Annotated in this window: 18 protein-coding genes; 4 read left to right on the top strand and 14 right to left on the bottom strand. The window is 67.9% G+C overall.

The window, feature by feature from the left end:
* Window positions 1–3 precede the first annotated feature (3 nt).
* Genes rng through GFK26_RS23605 form a run of 8 tightly spaced genes read right to left on the bottom strand, consistent with a single transcriptional unit; the run spans window position 4 to window position 6,965 of the window.
* The gene (rng, locus tag GFK26_RS23640; protein ID WP_153284119.1) at window positions 4–1,530 is read right to left on the bottom strand and encodes a ribonuclease G; all 1,527 of its coding nucleotides are present in this window, start codon (window positions 1,528–1,530) and stop codon (window positions 4–6) included.
* 7 nt (window positions 1,531–1,537) lie between these two features.
* Complete coding sequence (locus GFK26_RS23635) at window positions 1,538–2,149, bottom strand: Maf family protein (protein WP_153284118.1); 612 nt, start codon at window positions 2,147–2,149, stop codon at window positions 1,538–1,540.
* 40 nt (window positions 2,150–2,189) lie between these two features.
* Window positions 2,190–2,657 carry a 23S rRNA (pseudouridine(1915)-N(3))-methyltransferase RlmH gene (rlmH, locus tag GFK26_RS23630; RefSeq protein ID WP_062470115.1) on the bottom strand — a complete coding sequence of 156 codons (468 nt, stop codon included), beginning with the start codon at window positions 2,655–2,657 and terminating at the stop codon, window positions 2,190–2,192.
* Window positions 2,654–3,349 (bottom strand): ribosome silencing factor, encoded by a 696-nt coding sequence (gene rsfS, locus GFK26_RS23625; RefSeq protein ID WP_153284117.1) that lies wholly within the window; start codon window positions 3,347–3,349, stop codon window positions 2,654–2,656. The genes rlmH and rsfS overlap by 4 nt, the downstream gene beginning before the upstream one ends.
* Window positions 3,349–3,981, bottom strand: a complete 633-nt coding sequence (gene nadD / locus GFK26_RS23620) for a nicotinate (nicotinamide) nucleotide adenylyltransferase (protein WP_153284116.1) — start codon at window positions 3,979–3,981, stop codon at window positions 3,349–3,351. Before nadD ends, rsfS begins: the two co-directional genes overlap by 1 nt.
* Window positions 3,978–4,898, bottom strand: coding sequence for an oxygen-dependent coproporphyrinogen oxidase (hemF, locus tag GFK26_RS23615; RefSeq protein WP_153284115.1), 921 nt, complete (start codon window positions 4,896–4,898; stop codon window positions 3,978–3,980). Before hemF ends, nadD begins: the two co-directional genes overlap by 4 nt.
* Window positions 4,898–6,196, bottom strand: coding sequence for a phosphoribosylamine--glycine ligase (gene purD / locus GFK26_RS23610; protein ID WP_153284114.1), 1,299 nt, complete (start codon window positions 6,194–6,196; stop codon window positions 4,898–4,900). Before purD ends, hemF begins: the two co-directional genes overlap by 1 nt.
* A gap of 43 nt (window positions 6,197–6,239) precedes the next feature.
* A complete protein-coding gene (locus GFK26_RS23605) occupies window positions 6,240–6,965 on the bottom strand; it encodes a YebC/PmpR family DNA-binding transcriptional regulator (protein WP_153284113.1) in 726 nt (241 codons plus the stop codon).
* 118 nt (window positions 6,966–7,083) lie between these two features.
* Between GFK26_RS23605 and GFK26_RS23600 the strand changes: the two genes are divergently transcribed.
* The 4 genes from GFK26_RS23600 to GFK26_RS23585 are packed head-to-tail and all read left to right on the top strand — an operon-like array spanning window position 7,084 to window position 10,491.
* The gene (locus GFK26_RS23600) at window positions 7,084–7,875 is read left to right on the top strand and encodes a class I SAM-dependent methyltransferase (RefSeq protein WP_153284112.1); all 792 of its coding nucleotides are present in this window, start codon (window positions 7,084–7,086) and stop codon (window positions 7,873–7,875) included.
* A gap of 2 nt (window positions 7,876–7,877) precedes the next feature.
* Complete coding sequence (locus GFK26_RS23595; protein ID WP_153284111.1) at window positions 7,878–8,918, top strand: Rid family hydrolase; 1,041 nt, start codon at window positions 7,878–7,880, stop codon at window positions 8,916–8,918.
* A 32-nt stretch (window positions 8,919–8,950) separates the two neighbouring features.
* Window positions 8,951–9,748, top strand: a complete 798-nt coding sequence (locus GFK26_RS23590) for a lysophospholipid acyltransferase family protein (protein ID WP_153284110.1) — start codon at window positions 8,951–8,953, stop codon at window positions 9,746–9,748.
* A complete protein-coding gene (locus tag GFK26_RS23585; protein ID WP_153284109.1) occupies window positions 9,712–10,491 on the top strand; it encodes a glycosyltransferase family 2 protein in 780 nt (259 codons plus the stop codon). The genes GFK26_RS23590 and GFK26_RS23585 overlap by 37 nt, the downstream gene beginning before the upstream one ends.
* Window positions 10,492–10,728: 237 nt before the next feature.
* Here the strand turns inward: GFK26_RS23585 and GFK26_RS23580 are convergent, their stop codons facing one another.
* The 6 genes from GFK26_RS23580 to cysW form a co-directional block, all read right to left on the bottom strand.
* Window positions 10,729–12,114 (bottom strand): efflux transporter outer membrane subunit, encoded by a 1,386-nt coding sequence (locus tag GFK26_RS23580; RefSeq protein ID WP_153284108.1) that lies wholly within the window; start codon window positions 12,112–12,114, stop codon window positions 10,729–10,731.
* On the bottom strand, window positions 12,107–14,089 hold the full coding sequence (gene macB, locus GFK26_RS23575; protein ID WP_153284107.1) for a macrolide ABC transporter ATP-binding protein/permease MacB: 1,983 nt from the start codon (window positions 14,087–14,089) through the stop codon (window positions 12,107–12,109). Before macB ends, GFK26_RS23580 begins: the two co-directional genes overlap by 8 nt.
* Complete coding sequence (gene macA, locus GFK26_RS23570; protein ID WP_153284106.1) at window positions 14,086–15,264, bottom strand: macrolide transporter subunit MacA; 1,179 nt, start codon at window positions 15,262–15,264, stop codon at window positions 14,086–14,088. Before macA ends, macB begins: the two co-directional genes overlap by 4 nt.
* 201 nt (window positions 15,265–15,465) lie before the next feature.
* Entirely contained in the window at window positions 15,466–15,969 is a 504-nt protein-coding gene (locus tag GFK26_RS23565; RefSeq protein ID WP_153284105.1) for a disulfide bond formation protein B, read from the bottom strand.
* Entirely contained in the window at window positions 15,966–17,063 is a 1,098-nt protein-coding gene (locus GFK26_RS23560; RefSeq protein ID WP_099789544.1) for a sulfate/molybdate ABC transporter ATP-binding protein, read from the bottom strand. Before GFK26_RS23560 ends, GFK26_RS23565 begins: the two co-directional genes overlap by 4 nt.
* 20 nt (window positions 17,064–17,083) lie before the next feature.
* Entirely contained in the window at window positions 17,084–17,986 is a 903-nt protein-coding gene (cysW, locus tag GFK26_RS23555) for a sulfate ABC transporter permease subunit CysW (RefSeq protein WP_153284104.1), read from the bottom strand.
* Window position 17,987 lies beyond the last annotated feature (1 nt).

The following is a 17,987-nucleotide window of genomic DNA, read 5'->3' as shown; positions in this document are numbered from 1 at the left end:
CCGTCAGAGCAGCACGATGTCGTACTGCCCCTGCCCGATTGCCGGCTCCGACTGCAACGAGATCGGCTTGCCGATGAAGTCGCTCAGCCCCGCGAGGTGCTGGCTCTCCTCGTCGAGGAACAGCTCGATGACTTGCGGCGACGAGACGATGCGGAACTCGCGCGGCGTGAACTGCCGCGCCTCGCGCAGGATCTCGCGCATCACGTCGTAGGCCACGCTGCGCGCGGTCTTCACGATGCCCTGCCCGCTGCAGGCCACGCAGGGCTCGCACAGCATGTGGGCCAGCGATTCGCGCGTGCGCTTGCGCGTCATCTCGACGAGGCCGAGCTGCGAGAAACCGCCGGCCGTGGTCTTCACGCGGTCGCGTGCGAGCTGCTTGCGGAACTCGGCCAGCACCTGCTCGCGGTGGTCGTCGCGTGCCATGTCGATGAAGTCGACGATGATGATCCCGCCCAGGTTGCGCAGGCGCAGCTGCCGCGCAATCGCTTGTGCGGCCTCGAGATTGGTCTTGAAGATGGTGTCGTCGAAATTGCGCGCACCGACGAAGCCGCCGGTGTTCACGTCGACCGTGGTCAGCGCCTCGGTCTGGTCGACCACGAGGTACCCGCCCGACTTCAGGTCGACGCGCCGACCTAGCGCTTTCGCGATTTCCTCGTCCACCGAATACAGGTCGAAGATCGGCCGCTCGCCCTTGTAGTGCTGCAGCTTGCCGGCCGCCTGCGGCATGAATTCGAGGCCGAACTTCAGCAGCACCTCGAACTGCTCGCGCGAGTCGATGCGGATGGTCTGCGTGTCTTCGCTCGTCATGTCGCGCAGCACGCGCTGCAGCAGGCTCAGGTCCTGGTGCAGCAGCGACATGGCCGGCATCCGGCCCGAGGCTTCGCGGATGCGCGTCCAGGTCTTGCGCAGGTAGGCGATGTCTTCGGCCAGCTCGGCGTCGGCCGCGTCTTCGCCGTTGGTGCGCAGGATGAAGCCGCCCGTGTTCACGGGCACCACGCCGCCGCTCTCTGCAGCCGCAGCCGCTTCGATGAGCGCCAGCATGCGGTTGCGCAGCGACTCGCGCTGGTCGGGCGGAATCTTCTGCGACACGCCGATGTGGTTGTCCTGCGGCAGGAACACCAGCAGCCGGCCCGCAATGCTGATCTGCGTGGACAGCCGCGCGCCCTTGGTGCCGATCGGGTCCTTGATGACCTGCACCAGCAGCGACTGGCCTTCGAACACCTGCTTCTCGATGGGCACCATCGGCCCACCGTTGCGGTGGTCGCGCTCGGGCGGCGTGGCGCTCGGGCGCGAGCCCGGCGTGAACGGCGAGACGATGTCGGCCACGTGCAGGAAGGCGGTGCGCTCCAGGCCGATGTCGATGAAGGCCGACTGCATGCCCGGCAGCACGCGCGAGACCTTGCCCAGGTAGATGTTGCCGACCAGCCCGCGCTCGAGCGTGCGCTCGACGTGCAGCTCTTGCACCGCGCCGTGCTCGACCAGCGCCACACGGGTCTCTTGCGGAGACCAGTTGATCAGGATGTCTTGCATGGAATTCTTAAGTATTGAAACCGGCCAGACGCGCATCACGAAGCAGCTGCGCGGTCTCGAACATCGGAAGTCCCATGATGCCCGAATAGGAGCCGCTGATGTGCTCGACGAACGCAGCCGCCGCGCCTTGAATGGCATAGGCGCCGGCCTTGCCGAGCGGCTCGCCGCTGGCGGCATAAGCCGCGATCTGCTTCTTCGTGAGCGCGGCGAAGCGCACGCGCGACAGGCTCAGCGCCGCATGGCGGCGACGGCCGTGTTGCAGCGCGACGGCGGTGAGCACGCGGTGCGTGGCGCCGGACAGGTGCGCGAGCATGCGTTCGGCGTCGCGCGCGTCCTCGGGCTTGCCGAGGATGGTGCGGCCGAGCGCGACCGTGGTGTCGGCGCAGAGCACCGGCGCATCGGCCAGGCCGAGGCGCTTGCGGCGCGCGACGGCGGCATCGAGCTTGAGGGCGGTGACGCGCTGCACGTAGGCGGTCGGCGACTCGTTCGGCAGCAAGGCTTCGAGTGCCTCGGCGTCTTCGTCGGGACCGGCCAGCAGGAGTTCGTGGCGCACACCGAGCTGGCCGAGCAATTGGGCGCGACGCGGGCTTTGCGACGCGAGGTAAATGAAGTCAGGCACGTTCAGGTCTCCGTGGTGGGCCCCACCGCCGGCCCCGTGGTCATTCCCGGTGGTACGGATGGCCCGCGTTGACCGACCACGCCCGATAGAGCTGTTCGACCAGCAGCACGCGCGCCATGGCATGCGGCAGGGTCAGGTCGGACAGGCGGATGCGTTCATGCGCCGCGGCCTTAAAGGCCGGGTCGAGCCCGTCGGGGCCGCCGATGACCAGCGCGACGTCGTCGCCCTCGACCTGCCAGGTCTGCAGCCGTGTGGCCAGTGCCTTGGTGGTGAGTGCGGTGCCGCGCTCGTCGAGCACGACGATGCGCATGCCGCGGGCGATGGCGCCCTCGATGCGCTCGCGCTCGGCGGCATACAGCGTCTCGAGTGTCTTGGAGCCGCGCGGCTCGGTCTTGACGGCGCGCAGCTCGAGCTTGAGCTCGGGCGGGAAGCGCTTGGCGTAGTCGTCCCAGGCAGTCTGCGCCCAGTCGGGCATGCGCTGCCCGACGGCGACCACCAGCAGCTTCATGCGCGGCGGGCGGGTGCCTTCTTGGCCGGCGCCTTCTTTGCAGCGGTCTTCTTGGCGGCCGGCTTGCCGACGACCTTCACCGGCACGCGTGCGGTGCCCGTGGTGGACTTCTTCGCAGGCGCCTTCTTGGCGACGGTCTTGCCCGCGGTCTTCTTCGCGGGCGCGCGCTTCGCCGGGGCCTTGGCGGCCTTGGCTTCCTGCTCGGCCGCGCGGATTGCGGTCTTGGCGGCGCTCGAACGGCGCAGGCTCGGCGTCTTGGCGGCGGCCGTCTTCTTCTCTTCGGCGCCCTTGACGGACGACGCGGTGGCCAGCGCGGGCTTGGTGGCACCGAGCTTGGCGCGCACCGGCTTGTCGCCCCAGATCTCTTCGAGGTGGTAGTACTGGCGGATGGCGGGCTGCATGATGTGCGCCACGGCCGCGCCGCAGTCCACGATGATCCACTCGCCGTTTTCCTCGCCCTCGGTGCGCGGCTTGGCAAAGCCGGCTTCACGCACGGCGTCGCGCACGCTCGACGCGAGCGCCTTGGTCTGGCGGTTGGAGGTGCCCGACGCCACGATCACGCGCTCGAACAGCGGCGAAAGGTGCTCCGTGTCGAATACCTGGATGTCCTGCGCCTTGACGTCTTCGAGACCATCGATGATGGCTCGCTGGAGTTTTTGGATGTCTTTTTTGGCGGCGGCTTCAGTGGTCATCAGGCAGAACGGTAGAGGTGGTGTTGGTCAATATAGCGTGCAACCGTGGGCGGAACCAGCGAGGAAATGTCCACACCCGACGCCACACGCCGCCGGATGTCGGTGGCGCTGGTGTCCATGGCGGCAGGCAGTTCAAGCGCCTCGAAACGCGCGCCAGCCGGGAGGCCGGGCAGCTGTTTCGGATCAAAACGAGTGACGTCACCCGTCGATAGTGCGCGATACGCTACAGAAACGATAGCAATGCCGAGTATATCCTGCCAGCCGTGCCAGGTCGGCAAGGCAGCCGCCTGGTCCGCGCCCATCACCAGAACGAGCTGTGCGCCGGGCTGCTCTTTCTGCAATTCGTGCAGCGTGTCGAGCGTGTAGGTCGGGCCGTCGCGCAACACTTCGCGGCTGTCGATGACGACCTTGCCTCGCAGTTTGCCGAAAGCCAGCTGCGCCATCGCGAGGCGATCTTCCTTCGGCGTGAGTGTGCGGCTCTTGTGCCAGGCCTGCCCCGTGGGAATGACGTGCAGCTCCGTCAGATCGAGTTGCGCCAAGGCAGCTTCGGCGAGCGCAACGTGGGCGTTGTGCGGCGGGTCGAAGGCCCCGCCGAAGACGCCGATGCGCAGAGCGGAACCGGAGGGGCTCACACCCAGTCCCGGCGCACGATGAAGTCGCTGTACAGCGCGGCTTCGGGGCTGCCCGCTTCGGGCTCTTGCCGATACGCCCAGCTCGCGAGCGGCGGCATCGACAGCAGGATCGATTCGGTGCGTCCACCCGACTGCAGGCCGAAGTGCGTGCCGCGGTCCCACACGAGGTTGAACTCGACGTAACGTCCACGCCGGTACAGCTGGAATTCGCGTTCGCGCTCGCCGTACGGCATGCCGCGGCGGCGCTCGATGATCGGCAGGTAAGCCTGCAGGAAGGCATCGCCGACCGAGCGGATCAGCGCAAAGCCGTTCTCGATGCCGCCCTCGGCGAAGTCGTCGAAAAAGATGCCGCCGATGCCGCGCTGCTCGTTGCGGTGCTTCAAAAAGAAATACTCGTCGCACCAGGTCTTGAAGCGCGGGTACTTCTCGGCGCCGAAGGGTGCGAGCGCATCGCGGCACACGGTGTGGAAGTGCACCGCGTCGTCTTCGAAGCCGTAGCACGGCGTGAGGTCCATGCCGCCGCCGAACCAGCACACGGGCTCGCCGCCGCCCGCGGGCTGCGCGGCCAGCATGCGCACGTTCATGTGGACGATCGGCACGTACGGATTGCGCGGGTGGAACACCAGCGACACGCCCATGGCCTCGAACGGCGCGCCCGACAGCTCGGGACGGTTCTGCGTGGCCGAGGGCGGCAGCTTGGCGCCGCGCACCTGAGAGAAGCCGACGCCGGCACGCTCGAACAGCGCGCCACCTTCGAGGATGCAGGTCAGGCCGTTGCCCTGCAGCGGCTCGCCGGGTTCTTTCTGCCAGGCGTCGCGCACCGCGCTGCCGCCGTCCGCCGCCTCGACCGCCGAGATGATCGATTGCTGCAGTCCGCGCAGGTAGTCGCCGACCGCCTTCGGCTGGGTGGCTGGCATCAGGATTGGGGCGTGTTGCGCGCGCTCAGGGCGCGGTAGCCGATGTCCTTGCGGTACTGTGCGCCGTCGAACTGCACGCGTGCCGCGACTTCGTAGGCGCGCTGCTGCGCCTGCTTGACGCTGTCGGCCAGCACGGTCACGCAGAGCACGCGGCCGCCGCTGGTCTTGAGCTCGCCGTTCTCTAGCGTGGTGCCCGCGTGGAACACCACGGCATCGGGCGCCTCGGCCGGGATGCCGCTGATGCGGTCGCCCTTGCGCGGCGACAGCGGATAGCCGTGCGCGGCCATCACCACACCGAGCGCCACGCGCCGGTCCCACTGCAGATCGACCTGGTCGAGCGTGCCGTCGGTGGCGTGCCAGAAGACCTCGAACAGGTCGGACTTGAGCCGCATCATGATCGGCTGCGTCTCGGGGTCGCCCATGCGGCAGTTGAATTCGAGCGTCTTGGGCTGGCCGTTGGCGTCGATCATGAGACCGGCATAGAGGAAGCCGGTGAACGGAATGCCGTCCTTTTCCATGCCGCGGATGGTCGGCAGGATGATCTCGCGCATCGCGCGCGCATGCACCTCGGCCGTGACCACGGGCGCGGGCGAGTACGCACCCATGCCGCCAGTGTTCGGGCCTTCGTCGCCATCGAGCAGTCGCTTGTGGTCTTGGCTGGTGGCGAGCGCGGCGACGTTCTTGCCGTCGCACATCACGATGAAGCTGGCTTCTTCGCCTTGCAGGAATTCTTCGATGACGACGCGCGCGCCGCCTTCGTTATGCGACACGCCGAACTTGTTGTCGACCAGCATGAAGTCGACGGCTTCGTGGGCTTCCTGCGCGGTCATGGCAACCACCACGCCCTTGCCGGCGGCCAGGCCGTCGGCCTTGACGACGATCGGTGCGCCCTTGGCGTCGATGTACGCATGGGCCGCGGCTGCGTCGGTGAAGGCCTCGTATTCGGCCGTCGGGATCTTGTGGCGCTTCATGAAGGCCTTCGAGAAGGCCTTGGAGCTTTCGAGCTGCGCAGCCGCCTGCGTCGGGCCGAAGATGCGCAGGCCGTGCGCACGGAACTCGTCCACCACGCCAGCCGCCAGCGGCCCCTCGGGGCCGACCACGGTCAGCGCGATTTTCTCGGCCATCGCCCACTCGCGCAGCGCGGCGGGTTCGGTGATGTCGATGCAGTCGTAGCGTTCGTCGCTCACGGTGCCGCCGTTGCCGGGCGCCACGTAGACGCGGCTGACCCGGTTGCCCTGCGCCAGCCGCCACGCCAGTGCGTGCTCGCGGCCTCCTCCTCCAATCACCAGTACCTTCATTCGCGGGCTTTCGTTTGTCGCTGTGGTTGCATCATTGATTCGCTCAGTCGGACAGTGCGGCGTTGTGATAAACGTCCTGCACGTCGTCCAGGTCCTCGAGCACGTCGAGGAGCTTCTGCATCTTGGCGGCGTCTTCGCCGGTCACGTCCACGGTGTTCTCGGCGCGCATCGTGATTTCGGCGGCGTCGGGCTTCAGGCCTGCGGCTTCGAGCGCGTTTTTCACGGCCTCGAAGTCGCCGATGGCGGTGAGCACCTCGATGGCGCCGTCGTCGTCGGTGATCACGTCTTCGGCGCCGGCTTCGAGGGCCACTTCCATGACCTTGTCCTCGCTGGTGCCGGGCGCAAAGATGATCTGGCCGCAGTGCTTGAACTGGAAGGCCACCGAGCCTTCGGTGCCCATGTTGCCGCCGTATTTGGAGAAGGCGTGGCGCACTTCGGCCACGGTGCGCACGCGGTTGTCGGTCATGGTGTCGACGATGATCGCCGCGCCGCCGATGCCGTACCCTTCGTAACGAATTTCTTCGTAGTTGACGCCTTCGAGGTTGCCCGTGGCCTTGTCGATGTTGCGCTTGACGGTGTCGATCGGCAGGTTGACCGCCTTGGCCTTTTCGACCGCCAGCCGCAGCCGCGGGTTGGCGCTGAGGTCGGCGCCGCCGGCGCGTGCCGCCACCGTGATTTCACGGATGGCACGGGTCCAGAGCTTGCCCCGTTTCTCGTCCTGGCGGCCCTTGCGGTGCTGAATATTTGCCCACTTGCTATGTCCGGCCATGGCTATCTCTCTCGCTGTCGTGTGTTTTCAAAGCAAGTGTGGAGTTTACTGTCCGGCGCACACAACGCTCCCCCGGCGCCCGGGATTTCCGCCCGGACCAATTGGTGATAATTGTTCGATGACGCCATCGCCTATTGCCGGTACGGGAAATCCCGACGCCCTGCCGCCGCACGCCCCGCTGCCGCTGTACTACAACACCGAAGCGGAGCATCAGGCATTCCTGCGGCGCATCTTCGACAGCACGGCTGCGGACTACGACCGCATCGAAGCCGTGCTGGCCTTCGGCACCGGCCCCGCGTATCGGCGCGACGCGCTGAAGCAGGCCGGCCTCGCGGCGGGCGCACAGGTGCTCGACGTGGGCATCGGCACCGGGCTCGTCGCCCGCGAGGCCCTGAAGATCATCGGCCCCGCCGGCAAACTGACCGGCGTGGACCCCAGCGTCGGGATGATGGGCCAGGTCCGGCTGCCCGGCGTCGAACTGATTCAAGGCGTCGCCGAGGCCCTGCCCCGGCCCGACGCCAGCTGCGATTTCGTGAGCATGGGCTACGCCATGCGCCACATCAGCGATGTGGCCGCCGCCTTTTCCGAATTCCACCGCGTGCTGCGCCCCGGCGGCCGCGTGGTGGTGCTCGAGATCACCAAGCCCGAAGGCCGCATCGCCACGGCGCTGCTCAAGGGCTACATGCGCGCCGTGGTGCCGCTGATCGCCCGCGTGGTCGGCCGCCGCAGCGACACCTCGGAACTGTGGCGCTACTACTGGGACACCATCGAGGCCTGCATCCCGCCCGAGCGCGTCATGCAGGCGCTGGGCGCCGCCGGTTTCGGCGAGGTGCGCCGCTACGCGAGCCTCGGGGTCTTCTCGGCCTACACCGGCCGCAAACCCGAATCCACCGCCGACGAGGTTCGCTGAACGTGCGCCCCCAGGACGACCACCTTCATTCCCCTTTGCGCGTGGAGCGCCTCTCGCTGCCGGACAGCCTCGCGCTGGCCACGCACAGCCATGCCCCCTTTGCCGCACTCGGCTACGGCACGCCGCACGGTGTCGCCTGGATGCCCACGGTCAATGCGCGCGTGCTGTCGCCGCAAGGCGCGATGGCCGACGTGTGGCACGTGGGCGACGGAACCCAGGTCCGATCGGGCACCACCGGCATCGCGCGCTGGCGCACCGACGGGCACTGGCTGCTCGGCGCCATCGACCTCGATGAAGCCGTGGAAGGCCAGAGCCTGACCGAGCTTGCACAGCGCGCCTACCGCGACCTGTTCCGCACGCTCGACCAGGCCGACACGCCGCACCTGCAGCGCATCTGGAACTACCTGCCGCGCATCAATGCCGACGGCGGCGGGCTCGAACGCTACCGCCAGTTCAACCTGGGCCGGCAAGAGGCTTTCTTCGAAGCCGGCCGTGCCGCCTTCGAGGGCGCCCCGGCCGCCTGCGCGCTGGGCATCCGCCAGGGCGCGCTGTCGATCCGTTTTCTCGCAGGACGCGCCGCGCCGCTGCCCGTTGAAAACCCGCGGCAGGTGTCGGCCTACCGCTATCCCGAAACCTACGGCCCGCGCTCGCCGACCTTTTCGCGCGCCGCGCTGGCGGACATCGGCGACGGCCAGGTCGCGCTCTTCATCTCGGGCACGGCAAGCATCGTCGGCCACGAAACCGTGCACCACGGCGACGTGCGTGAGCAAACCCGCGAAACGCTGCGCAACCTCGAGGCCGTGATCGCCTCCGCCCATGCGCAGACCACCGCGCGCTTCTCGCTCGATGCGCTCGATGGCGTGGTGTACGTGCGGCATCCGTCGGACACCGAGGCCGTGCGCGAGGTGATCGAAGCCGCGCTCGGCGCGCACGCGCCGATGGCCCGCCACGCGGTGTACCTGGAAGCCGACATCTGCCGCAGCGATCTGCTGGTCGAGATCGAGGCCCACACGGTCGCCGCCGGCCGGCTGCAGGCCGCCTGAGCGGTCCGCCGCCCGTCCGACCGACACCACCCATGAACGTGCTGCGTTTTCTCACGTCGATCCCGCTCGCGCTGATGCTCTACGCGCTGCTCCTGTTCCTCGGCCTGATCTCGCTGGTCTGGAACTTCGTCGCCATGCTGCTGTACCCGGTGATGCCGGCCGCACCGGCGCGCGCGCTGGGCCGCATGACCATCGCCTTTGCCTACCGGATGTTCTGGTGGCTCGCTTCCGTCACCGGCATGATGCGCATCGACGCCTCGTGCCTGGACCCGATGCGCAACGAACCCGGCGTGATCTTCGTGGCCAACCACCCGACCATGCTCGACGCGCTGCTGCTGGTGGCGCGGCTGCCGCGCAGCGCCTGCATCATGAAGGCCGAGCTGATGGGCAACATCTTCCTCGGCGCGGGCGCCCGGCTGGCGCGCTACATCAGCAACAAGTCGGCCCGCACGATGGTGCGCCTGGCGGTCAACGACCTGCGCCAGGGCGGCCAGCTCGTGATCTTTCCCGAAGGCACGCGCACGGTGACGCCGCCGCTCAACCCCTTCCGCCCCGGCACCACGCTGATCGCCAAGCTGGCGCAGGCGCCGATCCAGACCGTGTTCATCGACACCGACTCGCCCTACCTCGGCAAGGGCTGGCCGCTGTGGCGCGTGCCGCCGCTGCCCATCGTGTTCACGCTGCGGCTGGGCAAGCGCTTTGCGCCGACGCAGGACAGCGATGCGTTGCAGGTCGAGCTGGAACACTATTTCCGTCAACACATGGAGCAGCGCGCCACCGACGCGTCCCCCGAATGCCAGCAGACGCCTCGCGCACCCACCTTGTCCTGATCCCCAGCTACAACACGGGCGAGCGCCTGTTCTCGACGGTCGCCGCGGCGCGGGCCCAATGGAACCCGGTGTGGGTGGTGATCGACGGCAGCAACGACGGCACGGGCGAGCGTCTGCAGCAGATGGCGGCCGGCGACCCCGGTCTGCGCGTGTGGGTGCTGCCGCAGAACCAGGGCAAGGGCTCGGCGGTGCTGCACGGTTTGCGGGCCGCGAAAGAAGCCGGCTTCACGCACGCACTGACGATGGATTCCGACGGGCAGCATCCGGCGGACCTGATTCCCTCTTTCATGCAAGCCTCGCTGGCGCGGCCCGAGACGATGGTGCTGGGCCGGCCCGTGTTCGATGCCAGTGCGCCGTTGCTGCGGGTGCGTGGGCGTCGGGTGTCCAACGGCTGGACGCAACTCGAAACGCTGTTCGCGGGCGTTGGCGATTCGCTCTACGGTTTTCGCGTGTACCCGGTGGTCGACCTGATCGCGGTGATGGCGCGGCAACCCTGGATGCGGCGCTTCGACTTCGATACCGAGGCGGTCGTGCGACTGGCCTGGCGCGGGGTCAAGCCGGTGAACATCGATGCGCCTGTGAAGTACCTGACGGCTGAAGAAGGCGGGGTGTCGCACTTTCGCTATGGCCGCGACAACGTGCTGCTGACCTGGATGCACACGCGGTTGATGGTCGAGTTTGTCTTGCGGCTGCCGGGGCTGCTTGTTCGGAAGGTGCGGGGGGCGCCGCCGTTTCAGGCTTAGGTCCCTTTTGAGGGGCGCCCGACAGGCGGTACGGCGCGGTCGGCCCCACTGTGCCGGCCGCTTCGCGGCTGCCCTGCGGTGCTCGCGTTTCGCGGGGTCTTGCAGAACTCGCCTTCGGCTCAGACAGCTGCAAGCCCTGATCCGCGAAACGCTGCGCTCCTCGGCGGCACAGAGGGGCCGCCCACACCGCACCGCCTGCCGGGCACCTGCTGTGGCGTGGGAGCCGTTTCTCTCTTCCTACTCGACAGTGGCCGCGCCGCCCAGCGCCTTGTACAACGTCATCGTGGCGTTGAGCTGGTTCAACCGGTTCTGCGCCACGGACACCTCTGCGATTCGGCGTTTGTCCTTGGCATCGAGCACCGGCTGCAGCGCGGTGGCGCCGGCGCGGTAGCGCACTTCCGACAGGGCTTCCGCGCGCTGCGCCTGCTGAAGCGCCAAGGCCAGCTTCACGCTTTCGTCCTGCAGCTGGGTTCGTGATGACAGCGTGTTCTCCACCTCGGACAACGCGGTGTAGAGCGACTGGCGGAATCCGACGACCGCCTCTTCGTACTGCGTCTGCGACACAGCGACGGTCAGCCGCGCGGTGTTCCATTGCAGGAAAGGCAACACCAGCCCAGCGCCCAACGTGGCGATCGGGTTTTTCAGCACCTCACCCAGCGCAGTGCTCCCCGCACCCAGCGAGCCTGTGAGGCTCAGCGTCGGGTAGAAGCCGGTGCGCGTTGCATTGACGTTCGCCAGCGACGCCCGCAGGCGCTGCTCCGCCGCACGCAGGTCGGGCCGGCGGCCCAGCAGGCTCGCGGGCAGGCCGGCATCGATCACGGGCAAGGCGGTGTCCGGCAGCCGCGACGGCTCCTCCTTCGGGGTGTCGGGCGGCATGTCGAACAGGATGGCCAGCGCGTTGCGCGCTTCGACGCGCTGTTGCAGCAGCTGCGTGTGCGCAGCCTCCTGGCTCGCGAGGTTCTGGCCGGCCTGCGCGACGTCGAGCCCGGACACGGCGCCCGCCGCGTACTTGGCGCGCACCAGCGCCTGGATGCGCCGAGCATCGGCCATGCCGGCTTCGCTCAGCGCGATGCGGTGGTTCAGGTAGCCGCTTTGCCAGTACAGCCCGGCGGTCGTGCCGACCAGCGCCAGCGCCGTGGCCTCGCGGTCGGACTCGGTGGCCTGGAGCTCCCAATCGGCGGCGCTGCGCTGTGCCGACAGGCGACCCCAGAGATCGATTTCGTAGCTCAGGTTCAACGAGGTGTTCGCGCTTGATGCGGCCACGCCGCCTCGCTTCAAGTCGAAGCTGCGGCTGGTGCCGACTTGCCCCGTCACGCCCGGCGTGAGGTTCGTGTTCGCCAGGCCGGCCTGCAACTGCGCGCGCTGCACGCGGATGCCGGCGGCGGCCAGGTTGTTGTTGGTGCGCAGGGCGTTGTCGATGAGGGTGTCGAGCCGCGGGTCGTGGAAGGCGGTCCACCAGCGGGTCTGCGGCATGGCCGCCGCGTTCTGCGACGCCGGCTGTTGCTGCCATGCCTGCGGCACGCCGAGCGGACGCTGCTCGCGCCGCTCCGGCTGGAACAGCGTGCAGCCGCCGAGCGCCACCGCGATGGCGAGCGCTCCCAGGGTCAGGCGCGCGCTACTCACGGGCCAGCGCCTCGATGGGGTCGAGCCGCGCGGCGTTGCGCGCCGGCAGGTACCCGAACAGCACGCCGATGAGCGACGCGCACAGGAAGGCCGACACCACGGCGCCCAGTGAAAAGATCATTTGCCATTGCTTCACGAACACCGAGAACAGAAAGCTGATGCCGTACGACAGCAGCACGCCGATGAAACCGCCGACCAGGCACACGAGCACGGCCTCGGTCAGGAACTGCTGCAGCACGTCGCTCTGGCGCGCGCCCACGGCCATGCGGATGCCGATCTCGCGGGTGCGCTCGGTCACCGACACCAGCATGATGTTCATCACGCCGATGCCGCCCACCACCAGCGAGATCACGGCGATCAGCGACAGCAGCAAGGTGAGCGACTGGCTGGTGCGCTCGGCCGTCTTCACGATGCTGTCCATGTTGAAGGTGAAGAAGTCCTTGCCGCCGTGGCGCAGCGTGAGCAGCCGCACGATGCTTTCCTCGGCCGCCTTGGTGGGCTGGTCGTCGCGGATGCGCACGGTGATGCCGTCGAAGTGCTGCTGGCCGAACAGGCGGCTCGCGCCGGTGCTGTAGGGCAGCCAGATGTTGAGCGACTTGTTCTCGCTGAACATGCTCTTCTTTTCCTGTGCCACGCCGATCACGGTGCACGGCAGGCTGCCCACGAGGATGACCTTGCCGATCGGGTCGGTGCCCTCGGGAAAGAGCTTGCGCCGCGTGTTCTGGTCGATCACCACCACCTGCGATTGCTGGCGCACGTCGTTGGCATTGAAGGCCGTGCCGCTGGTCATCTGGATGTCGCGCACGCTGAAGAAGTTGTCGCTGACGCCGCTCACGTTGCCATTCACATCAGCGCTGCGGTAGCGCAAGCGCAGGCTGCGCAGGGTGGTCGGCGTGACGCTGTGCACGAAGGGCTGCGCGGCAATGGCCTGCAGGTCGGCCGGCAGCAGCGTGCGGATGCTCGCGGCCTTGTCGTCGCCGAAATCGCGGCCCGGGTAGATGTCGAGCGTGCTGGTGCCGATGGCCTTGATGTCGGCCAGCACGAAGCGCTTGGCGCCCTCCCCGATGGCCACGATCGACACCACCGAGGTGATGCCGATGATGATGCCCAGCATGGTCAGCGCCGTGCGCATGCGGTGCGCCATCATCGAGCGCCAGGCCATGCGAAAGGCTTCGGAGAAACGCGCCCAACCGGTGCTGAAGCGCGCGATGCCGAGCGTGGGGCGGGTCATGGCGGGCGGCGCCGGGGTGTCGCCGCCGACCGTCTGCGTGGGCGCGGCCACGGTCGGCACGTTCGGCCGGTCGCCGACGATCACGCCGTCGGCGATCTCGATGATGCGTTCGGTGCAGCGCGCCACCTGCATGTCGTGCGTCACGATGATGATGGTGTGGCCCTGCGCATGCAGCTCGCGCAGGATGCCGATGACCTCCTGGCCGCTCTTGCGGTCGAGCGCGCCGGTCGGCTCGTCGGCCAGGATGACCTGCCCGCCATTCATCAGCGCGCGCGCAATGCTCACGCGCTGCTGCTGGCCGCCCGAGAGCTGGCTCGGCCGGTGCTCCGTGCGGTCTTCGAGGCCCAGGCGCGCGAGCAGCTGCCGCGCCCGCGCGTCGCGTGCCGTGCCCTCGGTGCCGGCGTAGACGGCGGGCACCTCGACGTTGCCGGCGGCCGTCAGGTGCTGCATGAGGTGGTAGCGCTGAAAGATGAAGCCGAAGTGCTCGCGCCGCAGCGCGGCGAGCGCGTCGCTGTCGAGCGTGCCGACGTCTTGGCCCGACACGGTGTAGGTGCCGGTGGTCGGCCGGTCGAGGCAGCCGAGGATGTTCATGAGGGTCGACTTGCCCGAGCCCGAGGCGCCGACGATGGCCAGCATTTCGCCGTGGCCGATGTCCAGGTCGACGTCCTTCAGCACCTGGACCTCCTGCTCGCCCGAGGGAAAGCTGCGGCCGATGCCGCGCAGGGTCAGCAGTGGCTGCGTCACTGGCGCGGCCTCCGGTTGCCGCTGCCGCCGCCGTTGTCGTTCGTGCTGCCGTCGGTCTTCTCCAGCGCCGAGGCGTCGCCGGTGATGACGTTGTCGCCCTCCTCCAGGCCTTCGAGCACCTGGGCCTGGAAGTTGTTGCGGATGCCGATGCGCACCTGCCGCTTTTCCACGCGCTGGTCGGGCAGGAGCACACGCACTTCATGGCGGCCGTCCTTGTCGCGCGTGCCGAGTGCGGTGAGCGGCACGGTCAGCGCCTGTTTCGCCTCGCCCAGCAGAATGGCGACCTGCGCCGTCATGTCGACGCGCAGCGTGCGGTCGGGGTTGGGCACGTCGAACAGCGCGTTGAAGAACACGGCGTTGTTGATCTTCTCGGGCGACGGCTGCACCGCGCGCAGCGTGCCGTGGTAGCGCGTGTCGGGGTCGCCGAGGATGGTGAAGTACACGGGCTGGCCGGCCTTCACGCGCACCACGTCGGCCTCGGACACCTGGGCCTTCACGGTCATGGTCGACAGGTCGGCCAGCTTCATGAGCGTGGGCACCTGGAACGAGGCCACCACGGTCTGGCCTTCGAGCGTGTTGATCGACACCACGTCGCCGTCGATGGGCGCCATGATGCGGGTGTACGACAGGTTGGTCTGCGCCGAGGCCAAAGCCAGTTTCTGCTGGCGGATCTGCGCATCGAGCGACACGGCGTCGGCGCGCAGCGCGCGCAGTTCGGTGTCGGCGCCTTCCAGGTCCTGGCGCGCGGCGGCGTCCTGCGCCAGCATGTCGCGTTGGCGCGCCCAGGTGAGCTCGGCCTGCTTCACGCGGACTTCCTTCGCGAGCTTCTGCGCCTGCAGGTTCTCAAGCTTGGCCTGTTCCTGCGCGAGGGTGTTCTGCGAAATGACAGGGTCGATCTCGGCGAGCCAGTCGCCCTTCTTCACGGGCTGGCCGAGCACCACCTTCAGCGACTTGAGTTGGCCCGACACCTGCGCGCCCACCTCGACCTGCTTGAAGGCTTGCAGCACGCCGCTGGCGAGCACCGCGTTCTCCAGGTCGCCGCGCTGCACGGTGGCGGTGAGGTAGTCGGATTTCTTCGGCGGGCTCAGCCAGAAGAAGGCCGCGATCGCCAGCACGACGAGCAAGGCCAGGCCGACAAGGAGCTTGCGCGATCGTCGCGAGGGAGTGGTGGGCATGCAGTGACAGTGGGATGAAACGGGCGGCGGAACCCGGGAAAGGATGCGATTGATCCTAGCCCCGGTTGCTGAAGGCCTGCTAAAGCACGCAGTTTCGACGGGCCTTTGCCTCGGCCCGCAGCGGCGTGGCCATTGAAAACGGCGTGGCCCGCTGCCCTCGAAAGGCAGCGGGCCACGCCGCAGAAACTACTGGAAAAGAACTCAGCGCGCAGTGCGCCGACGCAGCAGCAAAGTGAGGAGCAACAGCGCCAGCACCGTGAACGCGATGAACGACCAGTTCGCCAGCGTCAGGCCGAACAGCGACCAGTCGATCTTGGAGCAGTCGCCGCCGCCGCGGAAGATCATCGGCAGCGCGCGCTTGAGCGGGAAGGTCTCGATCATTCCGTACAGGTCACGCCCGCACGAAACGACTTCGGGCGGATACCACTGCAGCCAGCTCTGCTGCGCCGCCGTGTAGGCACCGCCCACCGCCGCCGCCAGCGCCAGCACCCCGCCCGTCACCTGCAGGCCGCGGCTGTTGAACAGCGCCGCCAGGCCGGTGAACAGCGCCACGAGCATCAGCGCGTAGCGCTGCACGATGCACATGGGGCAGGGTTCGAGCCCGACCACGTGTTGCAGATACAGCCCGAAGGCCAGCATCAACACACAGGCCAGGCAGATCAGCGCGAGCGCGCGGCGCGGCGCGCCGAAGTACCAATGGATCAAGGAGACACCCAATCTTCTTCTACGAACACCCTGGCCTTGCGGGGGTTGGCGACGACGGTGTCGCCTTCCTTCAAGTCCAGGTCGCGGAACTGTTGCGCAGGGAGTTGCGCTTCGATGATGGTTCCGGAGCCCGGATTATCTGGATTCGTTTCGGTGGGCTCAAGTTCCAGCCGCGCGATCGGTCCGACCACAATCGCACGCGACAGCGTGGCGACGATGCCGGTGGCACCCGCCACGTAGCGGGTCACGTCCAGGTCGTGCGGGCGCACGTAGGCCAGTGCCTTGGCGTCCCGCGCGGTGCTGTGCTCGGGCGAGTCGATGCGCATGCCATCCAGTTGCACGGCGCCGTTGTCGGCCCGGCCGTGGAACAGGTTCACGTCGCCCAGGAAGCCGTAGACGAACGGGCTCGCGGGCTTGTCCCACACGTCCTGCGGCGAGCCAACCTGCTCGATGCGGCCCTTGTTGATGACCACCACGCGGTCGGCCACTTCGAGCGCTTCTTCCTGGTCGTGCGTGACGAAGATCGAGGTGACGTGCAGCTCGTCGTGCAGCCGGCGCAGCCAGCGGCGCAGTTCCTTGCGCACCTTGGCGTCGAGCGCGCCGAAGGGTTCGTCGAGCAGCAGCACCTTGGGCTCCACCGCCAGCGCGCGGGCCAGCGCGATGCGCTGGCGCTGGCCGCCGGACAGCTGCGACGGGTAGCGGTCGGCCAGCCAGTCGAGCTGCACCAGCTTGAGCAGGTCGGTCACCTTCTGCTTGATCTGCGCGTCGCTCGGGCGCTCCTTGCGCGGCTTCACGCGCAGGCCGAAGGCCACGTTCTCGAACACGGTCATGTGGCGGAACAGCGCGTAGTGCTGGAACACGAAGCCGACCTGGCGTTCGCGCACGTGCACGTCGGTCGTGTCTTCGCCCGAGAAGTGGATGCTGCCGGTGTCGGCCGTTTCCAGGCCCGCGATGATGCGCAGCAGCGTGGTCTTGCCGCAGCCCGAAGGGCCGAGCAGCGCGACGAGTTCGCCCGACTCGACGTCGAGGTTCACGTTGTTCAGCGCCCGGAAGTCGCCGAACTGCTTGCTGATGTTGCGGATTTCGATGCTCATGGTCTTGTTCTCTCGTCTTCTCAGGCCGCCGAAGGCTCGGGGGGACGCTCGGGCGGCAGCTCGGCGATGGCTTTCATTTCGCGCTCATGGCGCCACTCGATGACCGACTTGATCACCAGGGTGACCAGCGCCAGGATCGCCAGCAGCGAGGCCACGGCAAACGCAGCCACCGACTGGTATTCGTTGTAGAGCACTTCGACGTGCAGCGGCATCGTGTTGGTCTGGCCGCGGATGTGGCCCGACACCACCGACACCGCACCGAACTCGCCCATGGCGCGCGCATTGCACAGGATCACGCCATACAGCAGGCCCCACTTGATGTTGGGCAAGGTCACGCGCCAGAAGGTCTGCCAGCCGGTCGCGCCGAGCACGATGGCCGCCTGCTCTTCGTCGGTGCCCTGCGCCTGCATCAGCGGAATGAGTTCGCGCGCAATGAAGGGAAAGGTCACGAACACGGTGGCCAGCACGATGCCGGGCACGGCAAAGATGATCTTGATGTCGTGCTCCGCCAGCCACGGGCCAAACCAGCCCTGCGCGCCGAACACCAGCACGTAGATCAGGCCCGCGACCACCGGCGACACCGCGAACGGCAGGTCGATCAGTGTGGTGAGGAAGGCCTTGCCGCGGAACTCGAACTTGGCGATGGCCCAGGCTGCGGCCACGCCGAAGACGAGGTTCATCGGCACGGCGATGGCAGCGGTGATGAGCGTGAGTCGGATCGCACTCCACGCATCGGGTTCCTTCAGCGCCTCGAGATAAGCGTTGAGACCCTTGCGCAGCGCTTCGACCGCCACGGCCGCCAGCGGCAGCACGAGGAAGAGGAACATGAACGCGAGCGCGATGCCGATCAGCGTCCAGCGGACCCAGGCCGACTCGGTGGTGCCGGCTTGCGCGCGGCGGATGATCTTGGAAGGTGCGCTCATG

Source organism: Variovorax paradoxus, assembly GCF_009498455.1.
Taxonomy (GTDB): Bacteria; Pseudomonadota; Gammaproteobacteria; order Burkholderiales; family Burkholderiaceae_C; genus Variovorax; species Variovorax paradoxus_H.
Note: the sequence above shows the minus strand (reverse complement) of the source record. Positions and strands in the feature narration are given on the sequence as shown.